This window comes from Sphingobacterium pedocola (assembly GCF_015209965.1).
GTDB classification, from domain to species: domain Bacteria; phylum Bacteroidota; class Bacteroidia; order Sphingobacteriales; family Sphingobacteriaceae; genus Sphingobacterium; species Sphingobacterium pedocola.
This window is the reverse complement of the sequence record NZ_MU158689.1, coordinates 1,791,002-1,812,301: the sequence shown is the minus strand read 5'-3', so window position 1 is coordinate 1,812,301 and position 21,300 is coordinate 1,791,002. Positions and strand designations below refer to the sequence as shown.

The window sequence follows — 21,300 nt, the reverse complement described above, 5'->3', positions numbered from 1 at the left end:
CAAAATAATCGGAAACTCCTTCGGGAATAATTAAGGGCATTAAAGCGTTAAACGAATCGTGCATCTGTATAAATATCAAAGCACAAATATCTAATTATTTTTTATCCCCTCCACAACTTTTGTACATGATCCCCTAGATTTTTAACGATATAAGATCCCATGTAAATTTAAAAGTCCCGCTATGTGATAGCGAGACTTTTGTACCTAGGGCGGGAATCGAACCCGCACTCCCTTAACGGGAACAGGATTTTAAGTCCTGCGTGTCTACCAGTTCCACCACCTAGGCAACTGAGCGAAAGACGAGATTCGAACTCGCGACCCCAACCTTGGCAAGGTTGTGCTCTACCAACTGAGCTACTTTCGCTTGACGTGCTGCAAATATAGGGAGAAAAATTAAATTCTAAAATTATTGTACTTTATTTTGTGCTATGCTGGGGTAAAATGCTCAATCTGTGTAAATTAATTTTTAATCTCTACACTATTATGTCATTTGACAGCGGATTTGGTCTTGTTTTTGCCTATTTTTGCCGTTAAACCATTTTGATCATATGAAGATTTTTAAATTGTTATTTTCGTTTTTTCTGTTAATGCCTGTGGTACTTGTGGCAGATACCTATCCCGAAGTCATTTTTGACAATAGTTTGGTAAAGGGTGTCTATGCAAAAAGCACGGTGAATTATGGCGGAAAAAGTTGGGTAGAAAACGTAAACCATCATTTGCTAGTATCTGATACGCTTTTTTTTACCCCCGGTAATGCTCTGTCGTTGAAATATATTTCGGCAGAAGAGGGAAACTGGAATGCCGAAATTAGATATAGCCGCCAAAAATACCACTATAAATTTGATAAAGATGATTTCTTAAGTATTCGGATTTTTGTGAAAAGCGCGGAAACGGAATTGGATGATTTACCAAAACTATATGTAAAGCAAAGAAATAGCACTTCCATATCATTTTCACTCGGAAAATTTATTAAAGATTACGAGGTCAATAAATGGATCCAAGTGAAGATTCCTGTCAATGCAATTAGGGACATTAATTTTGATGAACCTATTGGTGCTATCGGATTTCAGCAACACAAAGGTTCGAATCGTATACAGCATATTTTTATTGATCAGATCGAATTTTTGGCAAAGAATTACCCACAGGTAAAACTGTCTTCACCGGCAATCCTGACTGATGCTGTTCCTTATGATAAGCAGGTACATTTGAAATGGCAATTGCCCTTGACACCGAGTATTCATTATGTTAAAATTTATCGCTCGGAAGATGGTGAAAATTTTAAGCCTGTTGGAATACGTCCAGTTCAAATGCAGTCTTGTTTGGATATGGTGCCGGTTTTGGGAAGAAAATACTATTACAAAATCGCTTGGGTTGATTACAATTATCAAGAGTCGCCATTCTCTGCGGTAAAGGAAATTGTAACCAAGGAGTTAGATGAGAATCAATTGTTAGATTTGATTCAATTGGCACATGTTAATTATTTCATCGAAAACTATGATATCAATAGTGGGATGTACATGCCTTTCCGGATGAAAGACAAGGCCGTTGTATCTACAAAGGAGACCGGGGGAGCTATTCTTTCATTATTGATCGGTGCGGAACGTAAGTTTATTTCGCGACAAGCTGTATATGGACGGGTGTCAAAAATTGTCTATTTTCTGCTAAAAGCTCAAAATAATAAAGGTATATTCCCTTCCTATTTTAATGGGAGAGGAGGAGTTCCCGAATATCGAAGCGATCGTCCTAAATATGATGTGTCTGCCACTTCGAATGTATTGGAAGCATTGTTGATTGCTCGGGAATATTTTTCAGGCGACTCGGCCGAAGAAGTAGATTTGAGAAAGCGGATTACTAAACTTTATGAAAGTATTGATTGGCAACAACTTACTTTAGAAGGAACGGACGATATTTTGCGATCGTCGTTGCCAGCTGTAGAGGATTTAAATATATCTTTTCAACCTACACTGCATGGTATTAACGAATCGATCAATACCTATTTTTTGGCTATGGCTGCCCCTAAATTTCCGTTGCCATTAACAAGCTATTACAATGCTGTATATCACAACTACAGTCCTTACGAGCCTGAGCAGATAAAGGAGGGTGAGGTGGATATATATGCCGATAGTTTAGATATCGACACACTGTTGTCTCCAGAAAGTCCGAAATTCATGACGCTAATAGATACTTTTATTCAGACATCAATTTTGAAGGATACGCTTTTATACGGTAGCCCGCTCAAACTTGGCGAATATAATCGAAGTTTAATGGAGCTATATAAACCCTTTTTAACACTACCACCCGAACTGGTGCAGGATACGATTCTTGATTTTAAAGAAGTCCTAAATTCCTATGTTCATTTTGTAAAGCGACGTGATAACGAAATGGGAGTTGGTTCTACGGATAGCGATATTTGGGGATTTTATCAACATCGTGATAGTGTAGGTAATTACCGAATAAATCCATCTATCGCGTCTGCGGCTATTTTTGTGGACAAAGAGGTGGGATTGCTGTCAGTGTTAGCGCTCTATCATCAATATGGAAATGTGCTGTTTACAGAATATGGATTTAGATCTTGGTTGGATCTACGCAATGATGACGTTTCGGATGAGTACTTGGCCGTTAATCAGTCGACGATATCCATCGCTCTGGAAAATTATCGCTCGGGTTTGATTTGGAAGTTATATGCGCAAATCCCGGAATTAAAAGCTGTACGGGAAAGTCTATTTGTCAAAAATCTTGAACCGGTTAATGAATAATTTAAAAGATTCGTTTATCTTTATGCGGATTAATGATCTAACGTATATGAAGAAAGTACTTTTATTATCTGTCGCGGCTATTACCTTAGGATTTGCAGGCTGTAAACAACAAAAAATAACGGCATTGCCTGGAGCCGTTCTTTCAAAAGACGGCACTGATGATGGTTTAAAAAATGTTAAATCGGAATTTGATGATGCGGCACGTGTCGATGAAGGGATTAAGTTTACCTTGTCCTCTGACTTATTGTTCCCTTCCAATTCTTCGTACTTGACGGAAAAGGCGAAAGTCGAAATCAGTAAACTGGCGAAGATATTAAAAGAAGATAGCAAGAAAAAAATAAGGGTTGATGGTCATACCGACGCTACAGGTGAAGCCGGATATAATCAGTGGTTGTCTGAAAAGAGAGCAACCTCAGTAAAGACATTTTTAGAAGATTCGGGTGTTTCCGCTTCACGGATCTCCATTAAAGGCCTAGGACAAACTAAACCAGTAGGAGATAACAAGACTCCCGAAGGGAGGCAAAAGAATAGGAGAGTAGAGGTGGTTATTCTAGACTAATTCCAGAAAAAATATAGCCTATAAGTAAGCAGTAACATGTTCAATATGTTGCTGCTTATTTTTTATAAGAAAGTGTCAGGGGATGGCAAGAATATTAGTATGTGTTTCATAACTGTTGACGTTATGGGATTTATGACGGTTTTATTTTAGTGGATACTCTTTTCTAAGTCCCAATAAATAGATCAATGATCCTAATATCGGGACGAAAGCAATTAAAAATATAATTAAGATCCGATCGGTTGATTTATTCGTAAAATTCCTTTTAAAGAGATCTATTAACGTATAGATGATTAGCGCAAGGGGAATAACCCACACTATTCCCATTACAAGTATCAATACTATTTCTTGTGTTCCAAGACCAAAGGCAATCATAATTTGTTTTTTAAGTTATCGATGTAAATTAATAAATATAATCTGAATTGTCAAGTTCACGTTAGATTGTAATAATAATGTGGATAATGACTTGATTATATTCATTAAATTTGTGTTCTAAAAGAAGGGATGCATGTATATAATATTTGATACGGAGACGACAGGATTGCCAAAACGCTGGGATGCACCGATTACAGATACCGACAATTGGCCACGCTGTATTCAGATAGCTTGGCAACTACATGATAAAATGGGCAACCTTATCGAGCATCAGGATTATCTGATTAAGCCCGACGGTTTCAATATTCCGTACGATTCCGAAAAAATTCATGGTATTTCCACCGAATTGGCTGAAGAACAAGGTGTACCGTTAGTGGAGGTATTAGACAAATTCAATATAGCTTTGGCAAAAGCGAAATTTGTAGTCGGTCAGAATATCGGTTTCGATCTCAATATCATGGGATCAGAATATTATCGTTACGGGGTAGAGACTACGTTGAATGATAAATCTATATTAGATACGTGTACGGAAGTTACCGCCGAGTTGCTTCAGCTTCCCGGAGGTCGCGGTGGAAGATATAAATTACCCACCCTGACCGAACTCCATTCGTATTTGTTTGGCGTGCCGTTTGCTGAAGCGCATAATGCGACTGCCGATGTGGAGGCTACAACACGCTGCTTCTTCGAGCTCCTGCGTCGCGAAGTATTTAAATCTGAAGAACTTCAGGTAGATACAGGATATTTTATTGAATTTCGAAGAGAAAATCCGGCTATAATCCCAACTGTCGGATTAAAGCATGTCAATCTCAAAGCGGCTTCCGATGCAATAAGAAGTAAAAAGAAAGATGAGGTAACTCATGTAGTAGATCGCGAAGCCGCAGAAGCTTTAAAAGACGCTGTATTTGCACATTTACATAATCATTCACAGTTCTCTGTTTTACAATCTACGATCTCAATAGGAGGACTAGTGTCGGCTGCTGCGAAGTATAATATGCCTGCTGTAGCGCTTACAGATCATGGGAATATGATGGGTGCTTTTCATTTTGTAAGTAAAGTGATTGGTCATAATAAAGAGGTTGAAGCAAGGAATCAAGAGCTGATCGAAGCGGGGAAGCAACCAACTGAACAGGTGATAAAGCCGATAGTAGGTTGTGAATTTTTTATCTGTGAAAACCGGAAAGACAAGTCAAGGAAAGATAACGGTTACCAGGTTGTGCTGTTAGCAAAAAACAAGAATGGCTATCATAACTTAGCAAAAATGGCTTCGGTAGCGTATACAGAAGGATTCTATTATGTGCCACGTATTGACCGGGAGACGGTGGAGCGGTATAAAGAAGATATCATAGTATTATCCGGAAATCTGCAAGGAGAAGTTCCGAATAAAATTCTTAATATAGGTGAAAATCAGGCAGAAGAAGCATTAATCTGGTGGAAAAATTTATTCGGAGAAGATTTTTATATGGAAGTAATGCGCCATGGCCAAGAAGATGAAGATAGGGTAAATCAATCGTTAATTCAACTCGCCAGAAAGCACGATGTCAAGTTAATCGCGACGAACAATACCTATTATCTGAATAAAGCTGACGCGCATGCACATGATATTTTGCTTTGTGTTAAAGATGGTGAGAAATTAACCACACCAGTAGGAAGGGGGCGTGGGTTTCGTTTTGGAATGCCTAATCAAGAGTATTATTTCAAATCTCCGGATGAGATGAAAAAAGCCTTCGCCGATTTGCCCGAGGCTATTCTCAATCTAGAAGACGTACTGGCGAAAATTGAAATATATGCATTAAATCGTGATGTTTTACTCCCTAAGTTCGAGATTCCTGAAAAATTTCAACACGCAGAGGACAATGAGGATGGTGGCAAGCGAGGAGAAAATGCGTTCTTAAGACATTTGACTTACGTTGGGGCGGAAAAACGATATGCAGAGATTACGGATGAAATCCGTGAGAGATTAGACTTTGAGTTGGCGACAATCGAGCGCACGGGATATCCGGGGTACTTTTTGATTGTTCAGGATTTTATTGCTGCGGCCAGAGGTATGGGCGTGTCCGTAGGCCCTGGCCGTGGATCAGCTGCCGGATCGGCAGTAGCGTACTGCTTAGGAATCACAAATTTAGATCCTATTCAATATGATTTACTTTTTGAGCGATTCTTAAATCCAGATCGTGTATCCATGCCCGATATCGATATTGACTTTGATGATGAAGGTCGTGGGAAAGTTATGCAGTATGTGATTGATAAATACGGCGCATCTCAGGTAGCGCAGATCATTACGTACGGTACCATGGCTGCCAAATCTTCCATAAAAGATACGGCACGTGTGTTGGACTTGCCTTTGCAGGATTCCAACGAAATAGCGAAGCTTATTCCGAATCTCAAATTGAGCAAAATTTTCTCTCTCGAAGAGAAAGCGTTGAAGGAAGTGTTACGATCGGATGAATTGGAAGCGGTCAACAAGTTAAAGTCGCTTGCAGAGGGGGCAGGCTTAGAAGCCGAAACTATTAAGCAGGCGCGGGTGCTGGAAGGCTCCATGCGTAATACCGGTATCCATGCCTGTGGGGTGATCATCACGCCGAGCGACATTACTAATTTTGTTCCTGTATCGTTGGCAAAGGATTCTGATCTGTATGTCACGCAGTTTGACAACTCTGTCGTAGAAAGTGCAGGTTTGTTGAAAATGGACTTTTTAGGATTAAAGACATTGACCCTGATCAAGGATACGGTATCGAATGTAAAATTGAGACATGGTGTCGAATTGAATCCCGATGAATTTCCGATAGACGATATATTGACGTATGAGTTGTTTCAACGAGGTGAGACGATAGGTGTATTCCAATACGAATCTCCCGGCATGCAAAAGTACATGAAGGAATTAAAACCTACTGTATTTGCGGATTTGATCGCCATGAATGCGCTGTATCGTCCTGGGCCCATCGAATATATTCCATCATTTATTAAGCGTAAACATGGAATAGAACCCATTATATACGATTTGGATGCATGTGAAGAATATTTGAAAGAATCATATGGTATCACGGTATATCAGGAACAGGTAATGCTTTTATCGCAAAAACTAGCGGGCTTTTCAAAAGGTGATGCCGATGTATTGCGGAAAGCAATGGGTAAAAAGCAAAAGGCGGTGTTGGATAAAATGAAGCCGAAATTTGTTGAACAAGCTGCAGAAAAGGGACATAATCCAAAGGTTTTAGAAAAGATCTGGACGGATTGGGAGGCCTTTGCATCGTATGCTTTCAATAAATCACATTCTACCTGCTATGCATGGGTTGCCTATCAAACCGCGTATCTAAAAGCCCATTATCCTGCAGAGTATATGGCAGCAGTACTTTCAAATAATATGAATGACATCAAGCAGGTTACATTTTTTATGGAAGAATGTAAACGGATGGGATTACAGGTACTTGGCCCTGATGTAAACGAATCCCACTATAAATTCACGGTAAATGAGCAGGGTGCGATACGATTTGGAATAGGAGCTGTCAAAGGGGTCGGTGCTGGTGCCGTAGATACAATCGTGCAAACGCGGGCTACAAGTCCTTATAAGTCGATTTTTGATTTTGCCAAACGGATTGATCTTCGCGCGGCGAATAAAAAAGCATTCGAAAGTTTAGCATATGGTGGCGGATTTGACGGATTTACCGATACCCATCGTGCACAGTATTTCTTCAGGGACGGGGATGGTTCGACGGGTATAGAGAAAGCAGTGAAATTTGGTCAGCGTTTCAAAGAAAATGAACAATCGGCTCAGGCGAGCTTATTTGGTGGAGGTGCAGCAGCTGACCTACCAGAACCTATTTTGACACCTTGTCCGCAATGGGGATTGATCGAAAAGCTGAAATACGAAAAAGATGTTATCGGAATTTATTTGACTAGCCATCCATTGGATAATTATAAGTTTGAAATTAAACACTTCTGTCAGAATAATGTTACTGATTTGCAGTTAATTAATAAAGTGAAAGCTTCTGAAGTTGAACAAGAGGTATTGTTGGATTTTAACCGCATCAAGAATAAAGAGGTTATCATTGGTGGTATTATAGCCGTTGCGGCCCATAAAGTAGCTAAATCTGGCAAACCATTCGGTTCTTTTATCCTCGAAGATTACTATGATTCGTATGAAATTGCGGTTTTTGGCGAAGACTACGTCAAATTTAAAAGTTACTTACAAGAAGGTTATTTTGTGCAGATTAGAGGCTTGGTTCAAGAGCGCTTTAAGCAGATCGGGAACTGGGGATTCGAGCTTAAAGGTATTCAGTTGCTGTCCGATCTCCGCGATAAGTTAGCGAAAAGTTTTACCATTCAGATAGCATTACACAAATTAAATAATAAGATGGTTGACGAAATCAACAATTTAGTACAATCGACTCTTGATGAAACAAATCCGGCAAATTGCCTACTCAAGTTTAAGGTAATGGATATTCAGGACGAGTTTGTAGTAGAGATGCCAGCAAAGAGCACAAGAATCCATATAACCAATGAACTATTAGATGGTTTGGAAGAAATGGAAGGGGTGAACTATAGATTAAATTGATAAGGCATAGATATTATTACATCGCAATTAGAATTCATTTGTATGGATTTATTTATATTTGTATATAAATTTTATCAATTTTAAAAGAGAATATATTATGGCATTAGAAATTACAGATAGCAACTTTGAAGAGGTTGTGTTGAAATCAGATAAACCCGTATTAATTGACTTTTGGGCAGAATGGTGTGGACCATGTCGCATGGTAGGACCATTAGTTGACGAAATCGCAAATGAGTATGAAGGCAAAGCAGTAATAGGAAAAGTTAACGTGGATAATAATCCAGATATTTCCGTTCGCTTTGGTATCAGAAATATTCCTGCACTATTGTTTTTCAAAAATGGGGAAATTGTAGATAAACAAATCGGGGCTGTGCCTAAGTCTGTATTGGTAGAGAAACTAGAAAAGCAATTGTCGTAGTTAGTTTATTTAACAGCACAAAAAAGAGCGATTATTCGCTCTTTTTTGTGCTGTATACTTTTCTTAATGCCACTCTTCTCGGCCTAGTATCTTTTTGTCAGAATATTCAATTTTATCTTCTGCTATTTCTGTTGAATCAGTCTTAAGGACAAGATTAGGTTGTCCTGCATCAATCCATGCCGAATACCACAATGATCCTACATAATATATAGAAGATCTGAATCGCCTTTCTACCATGCCATTTAGGGCGCGGTGGTAGGAGGTAGCATAGGTATCCGAATAGTTTAATGTAAGTTGATTATTGCGTGTAATATAACTTTTTTGGTCGGCTTTCTTTGTGGTTTTTGAAAGCTCCTTCTCGATATGCAAGACAGAATCGACTAATGCATTACTTTCCTTAACAATCTGCCAACCCAATTGTACCGGGTCGTCGATATAAGCGGCAGCCCCTACAAAATAATCATATTCGTGGCTAAACATCTCAGGGAGCCTTGTTTCCCAAAATGCGTGGATCCCTATTTGATCCGAAAACTGACCGTTGTAATTGCTGGTCGTGTGCAACGGAACATGTGCATCTGCCACATAATGACCCAAATCGGCACTAAATCGAATGACACGGTTATGATCTCGCTCTTTAAGCGCCTTCACTAGATTTTGATAAGTTCGCCATATTTGCCACGGTACTACCCCATTGGCAAGTAATTTGCGTTCGCTAAATTTTGCTACCGCTTTGCTCCAATGGATGGGTATGGAATCCATATCTTCTTCATACCTATCTAGGTCGATATAGTGACGAGGGCCTTCTAAAGTATCGACATAGCAGCGCTTATCGGCATCTACTGCTTTTTCGGTTATGGTTTTAAGATGCTTTTTGTAGAATTTAGCTAGAGATGCAGGTAATGTATAGGCGGCGTTCTCGTTTATCTGTTTGTGTGCATAGAAACCCCAAGATGTAAGCAGTAGAAAGAGGGTTAAGCCAAGAAGTGTAATCGCGACGGGTTTCATAGGTGTGTTTTATAATAGTTGATTATAAATCTTAAAGTTAACTAAATTTTATTTAAGTAGGTTTTAACCGCATCATTTTAAAAAAAATGCTTACTTTCGAATGAATTTATTGGGGACATATGAAGATACTTTATGCGATTCAAGGTACTGGAAACGGACACCTATGTCGGGCAATGGATGTGATACCTTGTCTTCAAAAATTTGGTGAGGTCGACGTGCTTATCAGTGGTATTCAGGCAGACATCTGTCTTCCTTTTGAGATCAAATATCGCCTTCATGGAATGAGTTTTATTTTCGGTAAATCTGGGGGAGTTGATATTTGGAAAACATTTATGAGCTCTACTGTCCGTAAATTCATTCAAGAGATAAATTCTATTCCGGTAGAAAAATATGATTTGGTAATTAATGATTTCGAACCTATTACCGCTTGGGCTTGCCATACGCGAGACATACCCTGTGTCGGATTGAGCCATCAGATCGGCGCCATGCATAAAGACAGCCCGAAACCGGATGAAAGTGATATGATGGGGAAGTTTATTATGAAAAACTATGCTCCTTGTACGCACCCATATGGTTTCCATTTCAAAAGTTATCACGAAGATATTTTTACCCCCGTTATCCGTAAACCTATTCGAAAGTTGGACCCGACAAACGAAGGGCATTATACAGTATACTTGCCTTCTTATGATGATGCGCATATCCTCAAACATCTTTCAAAATTCCAACACATTAAGTGGGAAGTATTTTCGAAGCACAACGTGAGGCCGATACACTATAAAAATATCTCTATCAATCCTATTAATAGCGAGGCCTTTGTGAAGAGTATGGCTTCCTCAGAAGGCGTATTGTGTGGAGCTGGTTTTGAAACTCCGGCAGAAGCTTTGTACCTTGGGAAAAAATTACTGGTCATTCCCATGAAAAATCAATACGAACAGCATCTGAATTCTGCAGCATTGGAAGAAATGGGGGTACCCGTGATCCAAAGTCTAAAAAAGAAATACGAATACGATATAGCGCTTTGGCTTAATAGCAAAGCTACTGCTCAAGTAGATTACCGCGATAATACACTACAAGTCGTTGAACAAATTATCAATAAACATCAATAAATATGAACAAATTTTTGAACCTAATTTTTATAACTTCTTTCGCTGCTTCCGCAACTCAGGCCCAGAGCTTGGTGACACCTAAAGATTCGCTGTCGTATGCCCTCGGTAGAGACATTGGTTACTCGCTTAAAAACGCCGGTTTTGATATAGATATCCAGATACTTAGTCAGGCCATTTCATCTTCATTGGCACAACAAGATGGTTTATTCAATGAAGAACAGAATTCGCAAATTATACAAGGGGCTGTCAAAAAGTTGATGGATGAACGTAATGCGGTGTTGAGACAGCCCGGGGAAGATTTTTTAACCAAAAATAAAGCCAATCCCAATATAAAGGTAACACCCGAAGGCGTACAATACGAAATTTTAGTGCAAGGGGATGGTATACAGGCAACCGTTGAAGATGAAGTCGTTGTACACTATAGAGGCGCGTTGATCGATGGCAAACAGTTTGACAGTTCGTACGATCGTGGCCAGCCTATTAATTTAGAACTCGACCGTGTGATAGAAGGATGGAAGATCGGTATCCCGCTGATGAAAGTCGGTTCGAAGTATAAGTTTTACATTCCCTATAACTTAGGGTATGGCGAGCGTGGATCCGGTGAAATACCTGCTTTCAGTACATTGATATTTGAGGTCGAACTTTTAGAAATCAAAGCAAAGAATGCGGTATAATAATTTAGGACATTCAGATTTAAAAATTTCGGAAATAGGTTTTGGAGGCATGTCTTTAGAAGGCGGTGCTTCCAAAGCAAATATTGATCTTATTTCCGAAGCTTTTGATCATGGAATAAATTATTTTGATACAGCAGATCTGTATGATAAAGGACTTAACGAAGAGTTGATCGGTAAAGCTGTCCATACTTTCCGGGACCGGATCGTCTTAGCGACTAAAGTAGGAAATGAATGGCGTGCCGACGGGTCGGGATGGGATTGGAATCCGCGGAAAGATTACATCTTGCGTATGGCAGATAAATCTCTCCAACGGCTTAAAACAGATTATATCGATGTCTATCAATTGCATGGAGGCACGATTGAAGATGCTATAGACGAAGTCATTGAAGCATTCGAACTATTAGTCAAAGCAGGGAAAATAAAATATTATGGAATTTCGTCCATCCGTCCCAATGTCTTTACACCGTATCTTAATAAGTCAAATATTGCTTCTAATATGATGCAATATAGTTTGCTCGACCGGAGGCCTGAACGATATTTTGAAATATTTAAAGCCCATAATACGGGTATAATATCCAGGGGAAGTTTGGCGCAAGGTCTTTTACTGGATAAAAAGGCTAAGCCTTATCTGGGATATGAACCTGGGGAAATTGAATTATTGAATGCCGATATGGAAGAGCTAAGCCGACAACTTGAGGTATCTAAACAAGCTATTGCGCTAGCATACGTATTACAACATGATGTGGTTGCCAGCGCTGTGGTAGGGATACGTACACACAATCAGATGAATGGGCTCTGGCGTGCTTGGCGTGATTTGGAAAAGCTGCGAGATCAAGATTTCAGCATGCTTTTGACTGATCTGCGGCCCATTCACTATACCGACCACTTAAGTTAACAGTGGGCATTTTGTTATGGACGCTTAACTATTAAAGTATTTGTCTGCAATATGTTTTAGATCTTCGGGTGTATCTATAGAGTCGTTAGTATGTGCAGATACCGCCGTCTGAATTTTATAGCCATTATCCAGCCAGCGCAGCTGTTCCAAAGCTTCCATTTGTTCGAGATCGGATATAGGCAATGCACTGATCTCTTTCAGAACTTCCGTTCGGTAGCCATAGATGCCTATGTGGTTGTAAAATGGTCTCTTAGTCAACCAATCCTCAGTTTTTGTTCCTCTTAAAAACGGAATAGCTTGTCTGGAAAAATAAATAGCTTCTCCATTTTTATTTAATACCACTTTTGGTTTGTTTTCATTCAATAGCTCTTCATTAGAAGATACCTTATGTACCAAGGTAGCGATTTGCGTCATCGGATTTTCAAAACAAGAGGCTAATAAATTGATTTGCTGCGGGTCAATAAAAGGTTCATCGCCTTGAATGTTGATGGCGATATCAAAGCCCTGAAGTGACGCGATCACCTCAGCGCAGCGGTCTGTTCCAGACTGATGATCTTTTCTGGTCATTACGACGTTACCAGCAGCACTTTTGATATGATCATAAATGCGTTGGTCGTCTGTCGCTACTATTACTTCATTAAGCACGGAAGCATGTTTTGCCTGATTGTATACCCGTTGGATCATAGATATACCCCCAATATCTGCCAAAGGCTTACCTGGGAAGCGAGAGGAGTCATATCGAGCCGGAATTATTCCTATTATTTTCATCTATTTATTTTTTTGTTAATGGCTGATGAGAACTCGATGGCAATAACCGAGCTTGCGAGCTCATCGAAGATAATCATTGTCTTGTGTGTCAGTATTATTGCCATCTCGGTTTCATCAAAGTCAAATGTTATAAGTGAAAAATCAAAAATAAGTATTAAAAAAGCCCAAACAGTTCCGTCTCAATTTTTTGAATGATCGTTCCCAGATCTTCCGGATTAGCGGCAAAATCTAGATTGTCTTTATCCAATACCAACAATTTGCCTTCGTCATAACTGCCTATCCACTTGTCGTATTTGTCATTTAACTTAGATAAATAATCCAAGCGAATACCCGATTCGTAATCTCTTCCTCTAAGTTGGATGTTATTTACTAAAGTAGGTACAGAAGCTTTTAAGTAAATTAAGAGATCGGGTGGTTTGATATAGTGTATGATACTTTGGAAAATATTGCTGTAATTTTCAAAATCACGTGCACTCATTAGTCCCATGTCATACAGGTTTTCTGCGAAGATGTAAGCGTCTTCATATATAGTACGATCCTGAATCATTTTGATACCTTTACTTTGTAATTCAACGATATGTCTAAATCGGCTATTTAAAAAGAAGATTTGAAGGTTGAATGCCCAACGCTTCATATCGCTGTAGAAGTCTTCCAAATAGGGATTGTTGTCTACGGCTTCAAACTGAGGTTCATATTTCAGATGATGTGCCAACAATTTGGTCAATGTTGTCTTTCCCGCACCTATATTTCCTACTATTGCTATATGCATATTTAAATTAATATAGTTTTCTAAGTCCAATAATCTCTCTTACCTCTTTAATGGTTTTCTGTGCACTGGCTTGCGCTTTCTCGGCCCCTAATCTGACTACTTTCTTAATGTAATCATTGTCATTAGATATGTCTGCTATACGAGATCGAACGGGTTCCGTAGCTAAAACCATATCTTCCGCTAGTTGTTTTTTGAAATCACCGTAACGTATCTCACAGTTATTATAGAGATCATCAAAATGTTGTAGCGTATCTGCAGTCGACACCACATTCATAAGGTCAAAGAGATTCTGAATGGATTCCGGTTTTACCTGGTTCATTTCTGTAGGTCCCGAATCAGACTGTGCACGCATTATCTTTTTACGTATTACATCCGGTGAATCAGATAAATAGATACAATCGCCTTCGCCGTTGGACTTACCCATTTTACCTTGTCCACTTAATCCAGGTACTTTTACAAGTTTGTCAGAATAGCTAAATGCAAATGCTTCTTTGAAATAATCTACATCGTACATGCGATTAAAACGATTTCCAAATGTCCGCGTCATTTCGAGGTGCTGCTCTTGATCCTTTCCCACAGGTACTTTTACGCCATGGTGTAGCAAGATATCGCAGGCCATTAATACTGGATAAGTTAGTAACCCCGCATTCACGTTATTTGGGTTCGAACGAATTTTATCTTTAAAAGAAGTCGCTCGTTCTAATTCACCTAGATAGGCGTTCATATTCATGTAAAGGTATAATTCCGCGACTTCCGGTACATCCGATTGAACGTATATAGTAGATTTTTCGGGATCGATTCCTGCCGCTAGATATTCCACTACCACTTGCCGAACAGTAGATTGTAAGTCCTGTGGGGTAGGGTGAGTTGTTAAAGAATGTAAATCCGCTATAAAAAAGAAACAATTGTATTCATTTTGCATCTTAACAAAATTACCCAACGCTCCGTAATAATTTCCTAAATGTAATTTTCCGGTACTTCTGATACCGCTGACAACAGTTTCCATATACCTGCGAATTTACGTATTAATTCGTTAATTTATTAATCTTACTTATATTTAGATGTATCAATATAATACGAAATAATGAAATCGAAATTTATATACATTATATTATTTAGCACCATGCTAAATTTTGTCTATGCACAGGAAAAGTCGATTGTTTTTGCGGATGAGTTGTGCACGTATGAAGGCGTCTACGACAGCGGTAAGTATACCGAGAACGAATTAAAAGACACATACGAATTAATAAAAGGTGTATTTTTTTCTTATAACAGCGATAAAGAAGAAATGGAAGATAGCTATGCGGAAATCAAAAATAAGTTAGCGACTCTATCCATCGTAAAAGAACCTTTCTTTCAATCGCTGCTCGATTCCACTCTTCTTTATCTTGATAGGACCTATGAAGCAAAATTAATCCAATTAGAAGCGGAGGATAACCCCCGTGCGCTACTGCGCCTATACCAAGACGATGCAGAGATAAGGCAGTATGCTGAAGCATTAGTGGACCGAGAAACTAAGTTGTTGGAGTCATATGCGTACTTAACAAAGAAACAGATGGAAACAAATGGCGATCCCGAGAGGCTTTGGGACAACTATCAATTCAATATTGCGCAAGCCAATAAGTATGACTTGGCGTTCGATTATGTCTTGGTATATGGTTGGTGGAATGCGGTAAATCATCAACTTCCACATATTTCGTATGATGGGCGTCAATCTCAGGCGTTTGAAAAGCTGTTTGTTAGGTTGGAGACGCTAGATTGCGATGAACCATGATAACAGTAGCTATTTTATGATTTTAAGCTCTTCGCTTCGTTCCAATAAACGTCCATTTCGGCCAGCGTCATATCTTTCAGTTGCTGCCCATTTTCACCTGCTCTTTTTTCGAGATGGGAGAACCGGAAGATGAATTTCTTGTTTGTTCGTGCTAAAGCGTTCTCCGGATTGATGCCCACATGTCTGGCGTAATTGATCAGTGAAAAAAGCAGATCGCCAAATTCTAGTTCAGCTTTATCATGGTCTATTTCGGTCTCGTCTTCCAGGTTGAATTCTGCCTTAAATTCTGCAAGCTCTTCTTCTACTTTTTCCCAGACTTGCGTTTTATCTTCCCAATCAAATCCTACGCCACGTACCTTGTCTTGTATGCGGTAAGCTTTTACCAGGGATGGCAGTCCGTTCGGAACCCCAGATAATACAGATTTGTTACCTTCTTTTAGCTTGATTGTCTCCCAATTTTGTTTTACTTCTTCGGCATTCGCAACTTGGATGTCACCGTAGATATGGGGATGTCTCGTGATTAATTTATCACATACTGCGTTTAGTACATCTACAATATCAAATCGCTTTTGTTCTTCTGCGATACGAGCATAAAAGACCAGATGCATCATAACATCGCCGAGTTCTTTCTTGATTTCATCTGTATCTTTATCCAGTATAGCATCGGTCAGTTCGTACATCTCCTCTATTGTAAGGAGCCTAAGACTCTCCATCGTTTGTTTTTTGTCCCATGGGCATTCTTCGCGTAAGGTGTGCAGGACCTGCAATAATCGATCAAAAGCTTCTGAAGACGTATGTTTCGTTTCGGGTGGTGTATGTGGCATGCTATGCATATTAGTTAAGTGCAAAGGTACAGCAATTTTTAAAAAATACAGATTTAAGAAACCTAAAGCCCCATTGTTTGTTATAAATATATATTAAGACAAAATTTATGGAGACTATTTTTAATTATGACACACCTGTCATAGCATTAGAAAAATTAAATAAAGCCGGGTACACGATCGATTACAATCAGAAATTTGATGAATTATTTTCAGAATCTGATGATTTTACGATCGACTATTTATACCGGTATGAAGGAATAACCGACCCTAGCGACGAGTCATCGGTGTATGGAATACGGAATACAATTTCGGGTAACAAAGGAGTATTTGTGGCCGGAAATTTATCATTGATCGAAGGACGCAAACGCGATATAATTGTCAATTTAGAAATTCGTTCCAAACAAGCTCAAAATAAGTTATAACGTGTCTTTACTAAAACGGGAATGACTTCTCATTCCCGTTTTAGTAAAGACCGTATGTCGGATCACACGTTAAATCTAAAGTGCATGATATCACCATCTTCTACGATATATGTCTTTCCTTCCACAGCGAGTTTTCCCGCTTCTTTCACGGCTGCTTCCGAACCAAGGTTCACAAAATCCTCGTATTTAATTACTTCAGCACGGATAAAACCCTTTTCAAAATCGGTGTGGATTACGCCTGCCGCCTGAGGTGCTGTAAAACCTGTCTCAATTGTCCAAGCGCGTACCTCTTGTACTCCGGCAGTAAAATAAGTGGCTAGATCCAATAGCGAATAGGCTGCACGAATTAACTTGTGTACTCCCGATTCGGATAATCCTAGATCATCCAAAAACAACTGACGCTCTTCATAGCTATCCAGTTGTGCGATTTCAGATTCGATCTGCGCAGAAATAATCAATACCTCTGCATTTTCATCTTTTACCGCTTCCTTGACACGTGCTACGTAATCATTTCCTGTATTTACAGAGGCTTCATCCACATTACATACGTAAAGCACGGGTTTGATGGTTAGTAAAGTCAGGTCTTCAATGTATTCAAAATCTTCTTCTGATATTGTGGCCGTACGGGCAGATTTACCAGCCTCTAGGTGTTCTTTTACAATAGAAAGAATGTCAAAAGTCTTTTTTGCATCCTTATCCCCACCTGTTTTTGCCATTTTCTCCACTTTTTGGATACGTTTTACCACGGTATCCAAGTCTTTTAGTTGAAGCTCTGTGTCGATTATTTCTTTATCACGAATAGGGTCTACTGATCCATCGACATGAATGACATTACCGTCGTCAAAGCACCGCAGTACATGTATGATCGCATTTGTCGTACGGATGTTACCTAAAAATTGATTGCCTAACCCTTCTCCTTTGGAAGCACCTTTTACCAGACCTGCGATATCCACGATTTCGATTGTATTGGGTACAATACGATGTGGATTTACCAATTCAGCTAATTTATTTAGACGGGCATCAGGAACCGTGATGACACCGATATTGGGTTCAATAGTACAAAAAGGGAAGTTAGCCGCCTGCGCTTTTGCATTGGACAAACAGTTGAATAATGTTGATTTACCTACATTTGGTAGGCCAACGATACCACATTGTAAAGCCATTAGTTTTGCTGATAATTTTAAAATTCCACAAAGATAGGAAAATGATGCCAATTAAATAGGATAAGTATATTTGATATTTCCTCAACAAAAACTACCTTTATCAACAAAAAATAGAATTATGAAGAAACTTTTCTTGTTATTATTGATCTTCTCTTCTTTTACAACTTTTGGTCAAACCGGTTTTATACCTGGCTTTCAAAGCAAAGTAACATTTGGCTCGGGTTTCACGGTGTTAGACGAAGAAATAGAGATGATGCAATTAAAGTTTGATTACATCGGTCAGTTTGCCTTAAATCCGTACATATCCTTGGGAGCAGGTACTGGTGTCCGGCATTACTTGGATTTTGATTATTCTGCCTCTGGAAATGATTGGTTCGACTTCGACTTTAATCAAGAATTAATGATCCCGTTATATGGTCACCTGCAAGTTCGATTTTTGGATAAGAAAGCATCTCCTTTTATTAATACATCATTGGGATATGCGTTTGGGGTAAATTTGGATTCTGACGTTAAAGATTTTTACAGAGTTAATTTTGACTCAAATGATGCAAGATTCAAATCCGGGTTTATTGCTGATATGTCTACTGGAGTTAGTATTCGTTTCCGAAATAGATTAGGAATCGTTGCAGGTCCATATTTTGAATATCAACAAACTGAAAGACAGGTTTTTGAACGAACTGATGGCGACGCAGTGGCTCAGCGTAAAGAAGAATTGAATCTGTTTAGTTGGGGGCTTAAAGTCGGATTAACCTTTTAAGTGTCGCATTTTCTTTACAAATTTTAACGTTGACCTGTTAATCCTTCTATTATACTATGCAGTCATAATAATAAATTTAGATAGAAATTTGTCGTCATTTATGATTTAGGGACATTTAATTTAAAGGAGGTTATTATGAAAAGAATTGTTTACTTCGCAATCGTACTTTTAGGAATTGGCTTTGTGCAGACTGGTAAGGCTCAGGTCAATGTCAGTATCAATGTAGGAAGCCAACCGCTTTGGGGGCCTGTAGGTCATAGCTATGCCCGGTATTATTACATACCCGAAATTGATGTATATTATGATGTAGTACATAGACGATATACGTATTACCAGGGGAATAGATGGGTTACCAAATCAAAGCTTCCGGGTAGGTACAAGAAATTTAATTTATACCGTACCTATAAAGTTGTATTAAATGATCGTAATCCATGGCAGCATCACCGTACACATCGTACTTCTTATTCGAGATACGCCAATAATTACTCGCAGGTGGTGCTTCGAGATGCACGTAGAGATCGAGAATATCGGAGAGATGATTACAAGAGAGATGATCGCAGGCATGATGCGAAAAGAAAGTATAATAAAAAGGAAAATAAACGTAAACATAACAACGGCCGTGGAAACAGAAGATAGACCGGGTGTGGGAAACAACTCCCACACCCAAGGCTATCTGATATAAAGTTGAGTAGACCGTTGGAACGAAAGAGATTACGTATAGGTAAGTAAAACGAAAACTAAGGCTATTATGGCCGGAATACCTTGTTTTACCAGTATGTGTTTCGATGCAGTTATAGATCCAAAGATAGCAGCGATGATCACACATCCGAGAAAGAAAAGTGCAATGTAGCGTTGCCACTCCAGGTTGTCAATACACAAGGACCAAATAAGTCCGGCTGCCAGAAAACCATTGTACAAACCTTGATTTGCGGCGAGACTTTTGGTAGCCCTGAACAGTTCTTCTGGTAGTGATTTGAATGTTTTTTTTCCGACGGTTTCCCAAGCAAACATTTCTACCCATAGAATATACAGGTGTTCTATGGCTACTATCGCTATTAATACCATTGCAATGACTCCGGTTGTTCCCTCCATATTCGTGAAATTTAAATATAATGCTACAAGGTACAAATGTGTTTCTATCCTCGCGCATTCAACAGATGTTAGTAATTCGAAAGCCCAAGATTCACGTCTTGGGCTTCCTGTTTTTAAGTTATTCATTATACCCTATACACCTAGTCTGCAACTAATCTGCATACAGCTAACAAATAAGCTTTTGTATAAGTCTTAACGTATAACTTCTTTAAATGTTGTGCTATTTTAAAAAGAACGTTCACGCTGTTGTACAACGAGCCTTACGCTTTGAGTCATTTTAGACTAGTCGTTTCACAATTTGTCTACCTAAATAGGCGTAATTTTGCAAGAATAAGAAGTCGAAATTGTTTGATTTTTGCAGTTCAAATGATAATTTTAAATTTGTTCACAATAGAACAATAGAACCAAACTCACAGAAAAGCGAAACGAGAGCTTATTTTTCGAAAAATCAACATAATCTTATCAATATGCTGACAGATATCAACCCCAAATTGCCTATGCGCAATAAAACAGATACAAAGGAGTTTTACCTGAATAAATTAGGATTTTATGAATTTGGAGATGCGGATTATAACGGTTACTTGATGGTGCAAAAAGACGATATACAAATCCACTTCTTCGAGTTTAAAGAACTTGATCCAAAAGAAAATTACGGCCAGGTATATATACGCACAAATGATATTGATGGGCTGTATGCGTCTATGTTGGAGAGCAAGGTAACTGTGCATCCAGCGGGAGATTTACAAATGAAATCGTGGGGACAAAAGGAATTTTCGGTGTTGGATCCCGATAATAATCTACTGACGTTTGGTCAAAGTATATGTTAGAAGCCCATATTGCGTTTGCTACGATGCATAATCTTAAATAAAACCGAACAATCCGTGGCGTTTTAACGTTATTCAATGTAGTGTTGTTAAATGAGTGGACTTATATACATAAAGTTAACAACTATTTTGTTTTTTATACACCCTGTTGTGTCATGTGGGAAGTTACGCTACGCAAAACATGGATATAAAATATAATTTTATACAGATGAAAAAGAAATTAATTATCCTGATTGCACCGCTGTTAATAGCAGGTTGCAGCGCACCGAAACAACATATCGCGCTACTGCGTGACTGTCCCGAGGAAAAAATAGTCAACAGGATGCCTACTATTCGAGATAGCGATACAGAAGACAAACCAACATCTTATTTTATTTATAAAGGAGAGCGAAGAGAATTGTCGGAATTCGATTTAGAATGGGTAGCGAAAAACTGTAGCGTGGAAGAAACAATTGTGCATTAGTTTTTTAAAGTGTCACTATCCAATTTAAAGATTGATCCATCTCCATCTCCTTGTACTGTTGAAATTTGTGAGAATGATATCTTTTTTTGATAGCACACGAATATTTT

At 38.9% G+C, this 21,300-nt stretch carries 21 protein-coding genes and 2 tRNA genes; 13 read left to right on the top strand and 10 right to left on the bottom strand.

Going from position 1 to position 21,300, the window contains the following annotated elements; all coding sequences use genetic code 11:
- Positions 1-201: 201 nt before the first annotated feature.
- A tRNA-Leu gene (locus C4F40_RS07660) sits at positions 202-286 on the bottom strand.
- A gap of 5 nt (positions 287-291) precedes the next feature.
- A tRNA-Gly gene (locus C4F40_RS07655) sits at positions 292-364 on the bottom strand.
- Positions 365-548: 184 nt separating this feature from the next.
- On the opposite strand from C4F40_RS07655, the gene C4F40_RS07650 reads away from it, so the two are divergent.
- On the top strand, positions 549-2,756 hold the full coding sequence (locus C4F40_RS07650; protein WP_196938749.1) for a glucoamylase family protein: 2,208 nt from the start codon (positions 549-551) through the stop codon (positions 2,754-2,756).
- On the top strand, positions 2,749-3,315 hold the full coding sequence (locus tag C4F40_RS07645) for an OmpA family protein (RefSeq protein ID WP_231389958.1): 567 nt from the start codon (positions 2,749-2,751) through the stop codon (positions 3,313-3,315). The genes C4F40_RS07650 and C4F40_RS07645 overlap by 8 nt, the downstream gene beginning before the upstream one ends.
- 141 nt (positions 3,316-3,456) lie before the next feature.
- Here the strand turns inward: C4F40_RS07645 and C4F40_RS21765 are convergent, their stop codons facing one another.
- Positions 3,457-3,639 carry a PLDc N-terminal domain-containing protein gene (locus C4F40_RS21765; protein ID WP_390881626.1) on the bottom strand — a complete coding sequence of 61 codons (183 nt, stop codon included), beginning with the start codon at positions 3,637-3,639 and terminating at the stop codon, positions 3,457-3,459.
- Between the two features lie 181 nt (positions 3,640-3,820).
- Here C4F40_RS21765 and dnaE point away from each other — a divergent pair, with 181 nt between their 5' ends.
- Positions 3,821-8,239: a DNA polymerase III subunit alpha gene (dnaE, locus tag C4F40_RS07635; protein WP_196938747.1), complete on the top strand. Its 4,419-nt coding sequence runs from the start codon at positions 3,821-3,823 to the stop codon at positions 8,237-8,239.
- A 97-nt stretch (positions 8,240-8,336) separates the two neighbouring features.
- Complete coding sequence (gene trxA, locus C4F40_RS07630; protein ID WP_196938746.1) at positions 8,337-8,657, top strand: thioredoxin; 321 nt, start codon at positions 8,337-8,339, stop codon at positions 8,655-8,657.
- A gap of 63 nt (positions 8,658-8,720) precedes the next feature.
- On the opposite strand, the gene C4F40_RS07625 is transcribed toward trxA, so the two are convergent.
- Positions 8,721-9,662 carry a zinc dependent phospholipase C family protein gene (locus C4F40_RS07625; protein ID WP_196938745.1) on the bottom strand — a complete coding sequence of 314 codons (942 nt, stop codon included), beginning with the start codon at positions 9,660-9,662 and terminating at the stop codon, positions 8,721-8,723.
- Between the two features lie 119 nt (positions 9,663-9,781).
- Here C4F40_RS07625 and C4F40_RS07620 point away from each other — a divergent pair, with 119 nt between their 5' ends.
- The 3 genes from C4F40_RS07620 to C4F40_RS07610 are packed head-to-tail and all read left to right on the top strand — an operon-like array spanning position 9,782 to position 12,337.
- On the top strand, positions 9,782-10,768 hold the full coding sequence (locus C4F40_RS07620) for a glycosyltransferase family protein (protein WP_196938744.1): 987 nt from the start codon (positions 9,782-9,784) through the stop codon (positions 10,766-10,768).
- 2 nt (positions 10,769-10,770) lie between these two features.
- Positions 10,771-11,442, top strand: a complete 672-nt coding sequence (locus C4F40_RS21560; RefSeq protein ID WP_231389957.1) for an FKBP-type peptidyl-prolyl cis-trans isomerase — start codon at positions 10,771-10,773, stop codon at positions 11,440-11,442.
- On the top strand, positions 11,432-12,337 hold the full coding sequence (locus tag C4F40_RS07610) for an aldo/keto reductase (protein WP_196938743.1): 906 nt from the start codon (positions 11,432-11,434) through the stop codon (positions 12,335-12,337). Before C4F40_RS21560 ends, C4F40_RS07610 begins: the two co-directional genes overlap by 11 nt.
- Before the next feature lie 24 nt (positions 12,338-12,361).
- Here C4F40_RS07610 and kdsB read toward each other — a convergent pair whose 3' ends face one another.
- The 3 genes from kdsB to trpS all read right to left on the bottom strand — a co-directional run bounded on the left by kdsB (position 12,362) and on the right by trpS (position 14,880).
- Positions 12,362-13,105, bottom strand: coding sequence for a 3-deoxy-manno-octulosonate cytidylyltransferase (gene kdsB, locus C4F40_RS07605; protein ID WP_196938742.1), 744 nt, complete (start codon positions 13,103-13,105; stop codon positions 12,362-12,364).
- Between the two features lie 154 nt (positions 13,106-13,259).
- Positions 13,260-13,874, bottom strand: coding sequence for a deoxynucleoside kinase (locus tag C4F40_RS07600; protein ID WP_196938741.1), 615 nt, complete (start codon positions 13,872-13,874; stop codon positions 13,260-13,262).
- Positions 13,875-13,881: 7 nt separating this feature from the next.
- Entirely contained in the window at positions 13,882-14,880 is a 999-nt protein-coding gene (gene trpS, locus C4F40_RS07595) for a tryptophan--tRNA ligase (protein ID WP_196938740.1), read from the bottom strand.
- A gap of 78 nt (positions 14,881-14,958) precedes the next feature.
- Here trpS and C4F40_RS07590 point away from each other — a divergent pair, with 78 nt between their 5' ends.
- Positions 14,959-15,648 (top strand): hypothetical protein, encoded by a 690-nt coding sequence (locus C4F40_RS07590; RefSeq protein WP_196938739.1) that lies wholly within the window; start codon positions 14,959-14,961, stop codon positions 15,646-15,648.
- Positions 15,649-15,662: 14 nt separating this feature from the next.
- Here C4F40_RS07590 and mazG read toward each other — a convergent pair whose 3' ends face one another.
- Positions 15,663-16,472, bottom strand: a complete 810-nt coding sequence (gene mazG / locus C4F40_RS07585) for a nucleoside triphosphate pyrophosphohydrolase (protein ID WP_196938738.1) — start codon at positions 16,470-16,472, stop codon at positions 15,663-15,665.
- 107 nt (positions 16,473-16,579) lie between these two features.
- Between mazG and C4F40_RS07580 the strand changes: the two genes are divergently transcribed.
- Positions 16,580-16,894: a hypothetical protein gene (locus C4F40_RS07580; RefSeq protein ID WP_196938737.1), complete on the top strand. Its 315-nt coding sequence runs from the start codon at positions 16,580-16,582 to the stop codon at positions 16,892-16,894.
- A 62-nt stretch (positions 16,895-16,956) separates the two neighbouring features.
- Here the strand turns inward: C4F40_RS07580 and ychF are convergent, their stop codons facing one another.
- A complete protein-coding gene (ychF, locus tag C4F40_RS07575) occupies positions 16,957-18,057 on the bottom strand; it encodes a redox-regulated ATPase YchF (protein WP_196938736.1) in 1,101 nt (366 codons plus the stop codon).
- 118 nt (positions 18,058-18,175) lie between these two features.
- On the opposite strand from ychF, the gene C4F40_RS07570 reads away from it, so the two are divergent.
- Together C4F40_RS07570 and C4F40_RS07565 are read left to right on the top strand one after the other, a co-directional pair.
- Positions 18,176-18,814 carry a hypothetical protein gene (locus C4F40_RS07570; protein ID WP_196938735.1) on the top strand — a complete coding sequence of 213 codons (639 nt, stop codon included), beginning with the start codon at positions 18,176-18,178 and terminating at the stop codon, positions 18,812-18,814.
- A 135-nt stretch (positions 18,815-18,949) separates the two neighbouring features.
- Positions 18,950-19,450: a hypothetical protein gene (locus C4F40_RS07565; RefSeq protein ID WP_196938734.1), complete on the top strand. Its 501-nt coding sequence runs from the start codon at positions 18,950-18,952 to the stop codon at positions 19,448-19,450.
- A 75-nt stretch (positions 19,451-19,525) separates the two neighbouring features.
- Here C4F40_RS07565 and C4F40_RS07560 read toward each other — a convergent pair whose 3' ends face one another.
- Complete coding sequence (locus tag C4F40_RS07560) at positions 19,526-19,906, bottom strand: DUF1304 domain-containing protein (protein ID WP_196938733.1); 381 nt, start codon at positions 19,904-19,906, stop codon at positions 19,526-19,528.
- A gap of 467 nt (positions 19,907-20,373) precedes the next feature.
- Here C4F40_RS07560 and C4F40_RS07555 point away from each other — a divergent pair, with 467 nt between their 5' ends.
- On the top strand, positions 20,374-20,733 hold the full coding sequence (locus C4F40_RS07555; protein WP_196938732.1) for a bleomycin resistance protein: 360 nt from the start codon (positions 20,374-20,376) through the stop codon (positions 20,731-20,733).
- 205 nt (positions 20,734-20,938) lie between these two features.
- Entirely contained in the window at positions 20,939-21,193 is a 255-nt protein-coding gene (locus C4F40_RS07550) for a hypothetical protein (RefSeq protein ID WP_196938731.1), read from the top strand.
- The last annotated feature ends 107 nt before the right edge of the window (positions 21,194-21,300 follow it).

Excerpts from the sequence above, each read along its gene's own strand:
- C4F40_RS07650 (WP_196938749.1), top strand. The coding sequence starts at position 549 with ATGAAGATTTTTAAATTGTTATTTTCGTTTTTTCTGTTAATGCCTGTG.
- C4F40_RS07645 (WP_231389958.1), top strand. The coding sequence starts at position 2,749 with ATGAATAATTTAAAAGATTCGTTTATCTTTATGCGGATTAATGATCTA.
- C4F40_RS21765 (WP_390881626.1), bottom strand. The coding sequence starts at position 3,639 with ATGGGAATAGTGTGGGTTATTCCCCTTGCGCTAATCATCTATACGTTA.
- dnaE (WP_196938747.1), top strand. The coding sequence starts at position 3,821 with ATGTATATAATATTTGATACGGAGACGACAGGATTGCCAAAACGCTGG.
- trxA (WP_196938746.1), top strand. The coding sequence starts at position 8,337 with ATGGCATTAGAAATTACAGATAGCAACTTTGAAGAGGTTGTGTTGAAA.
- C4F40_RS07625 (WP_196938745.1), bottom strand. The coding sequence starts at position 9,662 with ATGAAACCCGTCGCGATTACACTTCTTGGCTTAACCCTCTTTCTACTG.
- C4F40_RS07620 (WP_196938744.1), top strand. The coding sequence starts at position 9,782 with ATGAAGATACTTTATGCGATTCAAGGTACTGGAAACGGACACCTATGT.
- C4F40_RS21560 (WP_231389957.1), top strand. The coding sequence starts at position 10,771 with ATGAACAAATTTTTGAACCTAATTTTTATAACTTCTTTCGCTGCTTCC.
- C4F40_RS07610 (WP_196938743.1), top strand. The coding sequence starts at position 11,432 with ATGCGGTATAATAATTTAGGACATTCAGATTTAAAAATTTCGGAAATA.
- kdsB (WP_196938742.1), bottom strand. The coding sequence starts at position 13,105 with ATGAAAATAATAGGAATAATTCCGGCTCGATATGACTCCTCTCGCTTC.
- C4F40_RS07600 (WP_196938741.1), bottom strand. The coding sequence starts at position 13,874 with ATGCATATAGCAATAGTAGGAAATATAGGTGCGGGAAAGACAACATTG.
- trpS (WP_196938740.1), bottom strand. The coding sequence starts at position 14,880 with ATGGAAACTGTTGTCAGCGGTATCAGAAGTACCGGAAAATTACATTTA.
- C4F40_RS07590 (WP_196938739.1), top strand. The coding sequence starts at position 14,959 with ATGAAATCGAAATTTATATACATTATATTATTTAGCACCATGCTAAAT.
- mazG (WP_196938738.1), bottom strand. The coding sequence starts at position 16,472 with ATGCCACATACACCACCCGAAACGAAACATACGTCTTCAGAAGCTTTT.
- C4F40_RS07580 (WP_196938737.1), top strand. The coding sequence starts at position 16,580 with ATGGAGACTATTTTTAATTATGACACACCTGTCATAGCATTAGAAAAA.
- ychF (WP_196938736.1), bottom strand. The coding sequence starts at position 18,057 with ATGGCTTTACAATGTGGTATCGTTGGCCTACCAAATGTAGGTAAATCA.
- C4F40_RS07570 (WP_196938735.1), top strand. The coding sequence starts at position 18,176 with ATGAAGAAACTTTTCTTGTTATTATTGATCTTCTCTTCTTTTACAACT.
- C4F40_RS07565 (WP_196938734.1), top strand. The coding sequence starts at position 18,950 with ATGAAAAGAATTGTTTACTTCGCAATCGTACTTTTAGGAATTGGCTTT.
- C4F40_RS07560 (WP_196938733.1), bottom strand. The coding sequence starts at position 19,906 with ATGGAGGGAACAACCGGAGTCATTGCAATGGTATTAATAGCGATAGTA.
- C4F40_RS07555 (WP_196938732.1), top strand. The coding sequence starts at position 20,374 with ATGCTGACAGATATCAACCCCAAATTGCCTATGCGCAATAAAACAGAT.
- C4F40_RS07550 (WP_196938731.1), top strand. The coding sequence starts at position 20,939 with ATGAAAAAGAAATTAATTATCCTGATTGCACCGCTGTTAATAGCAGGT.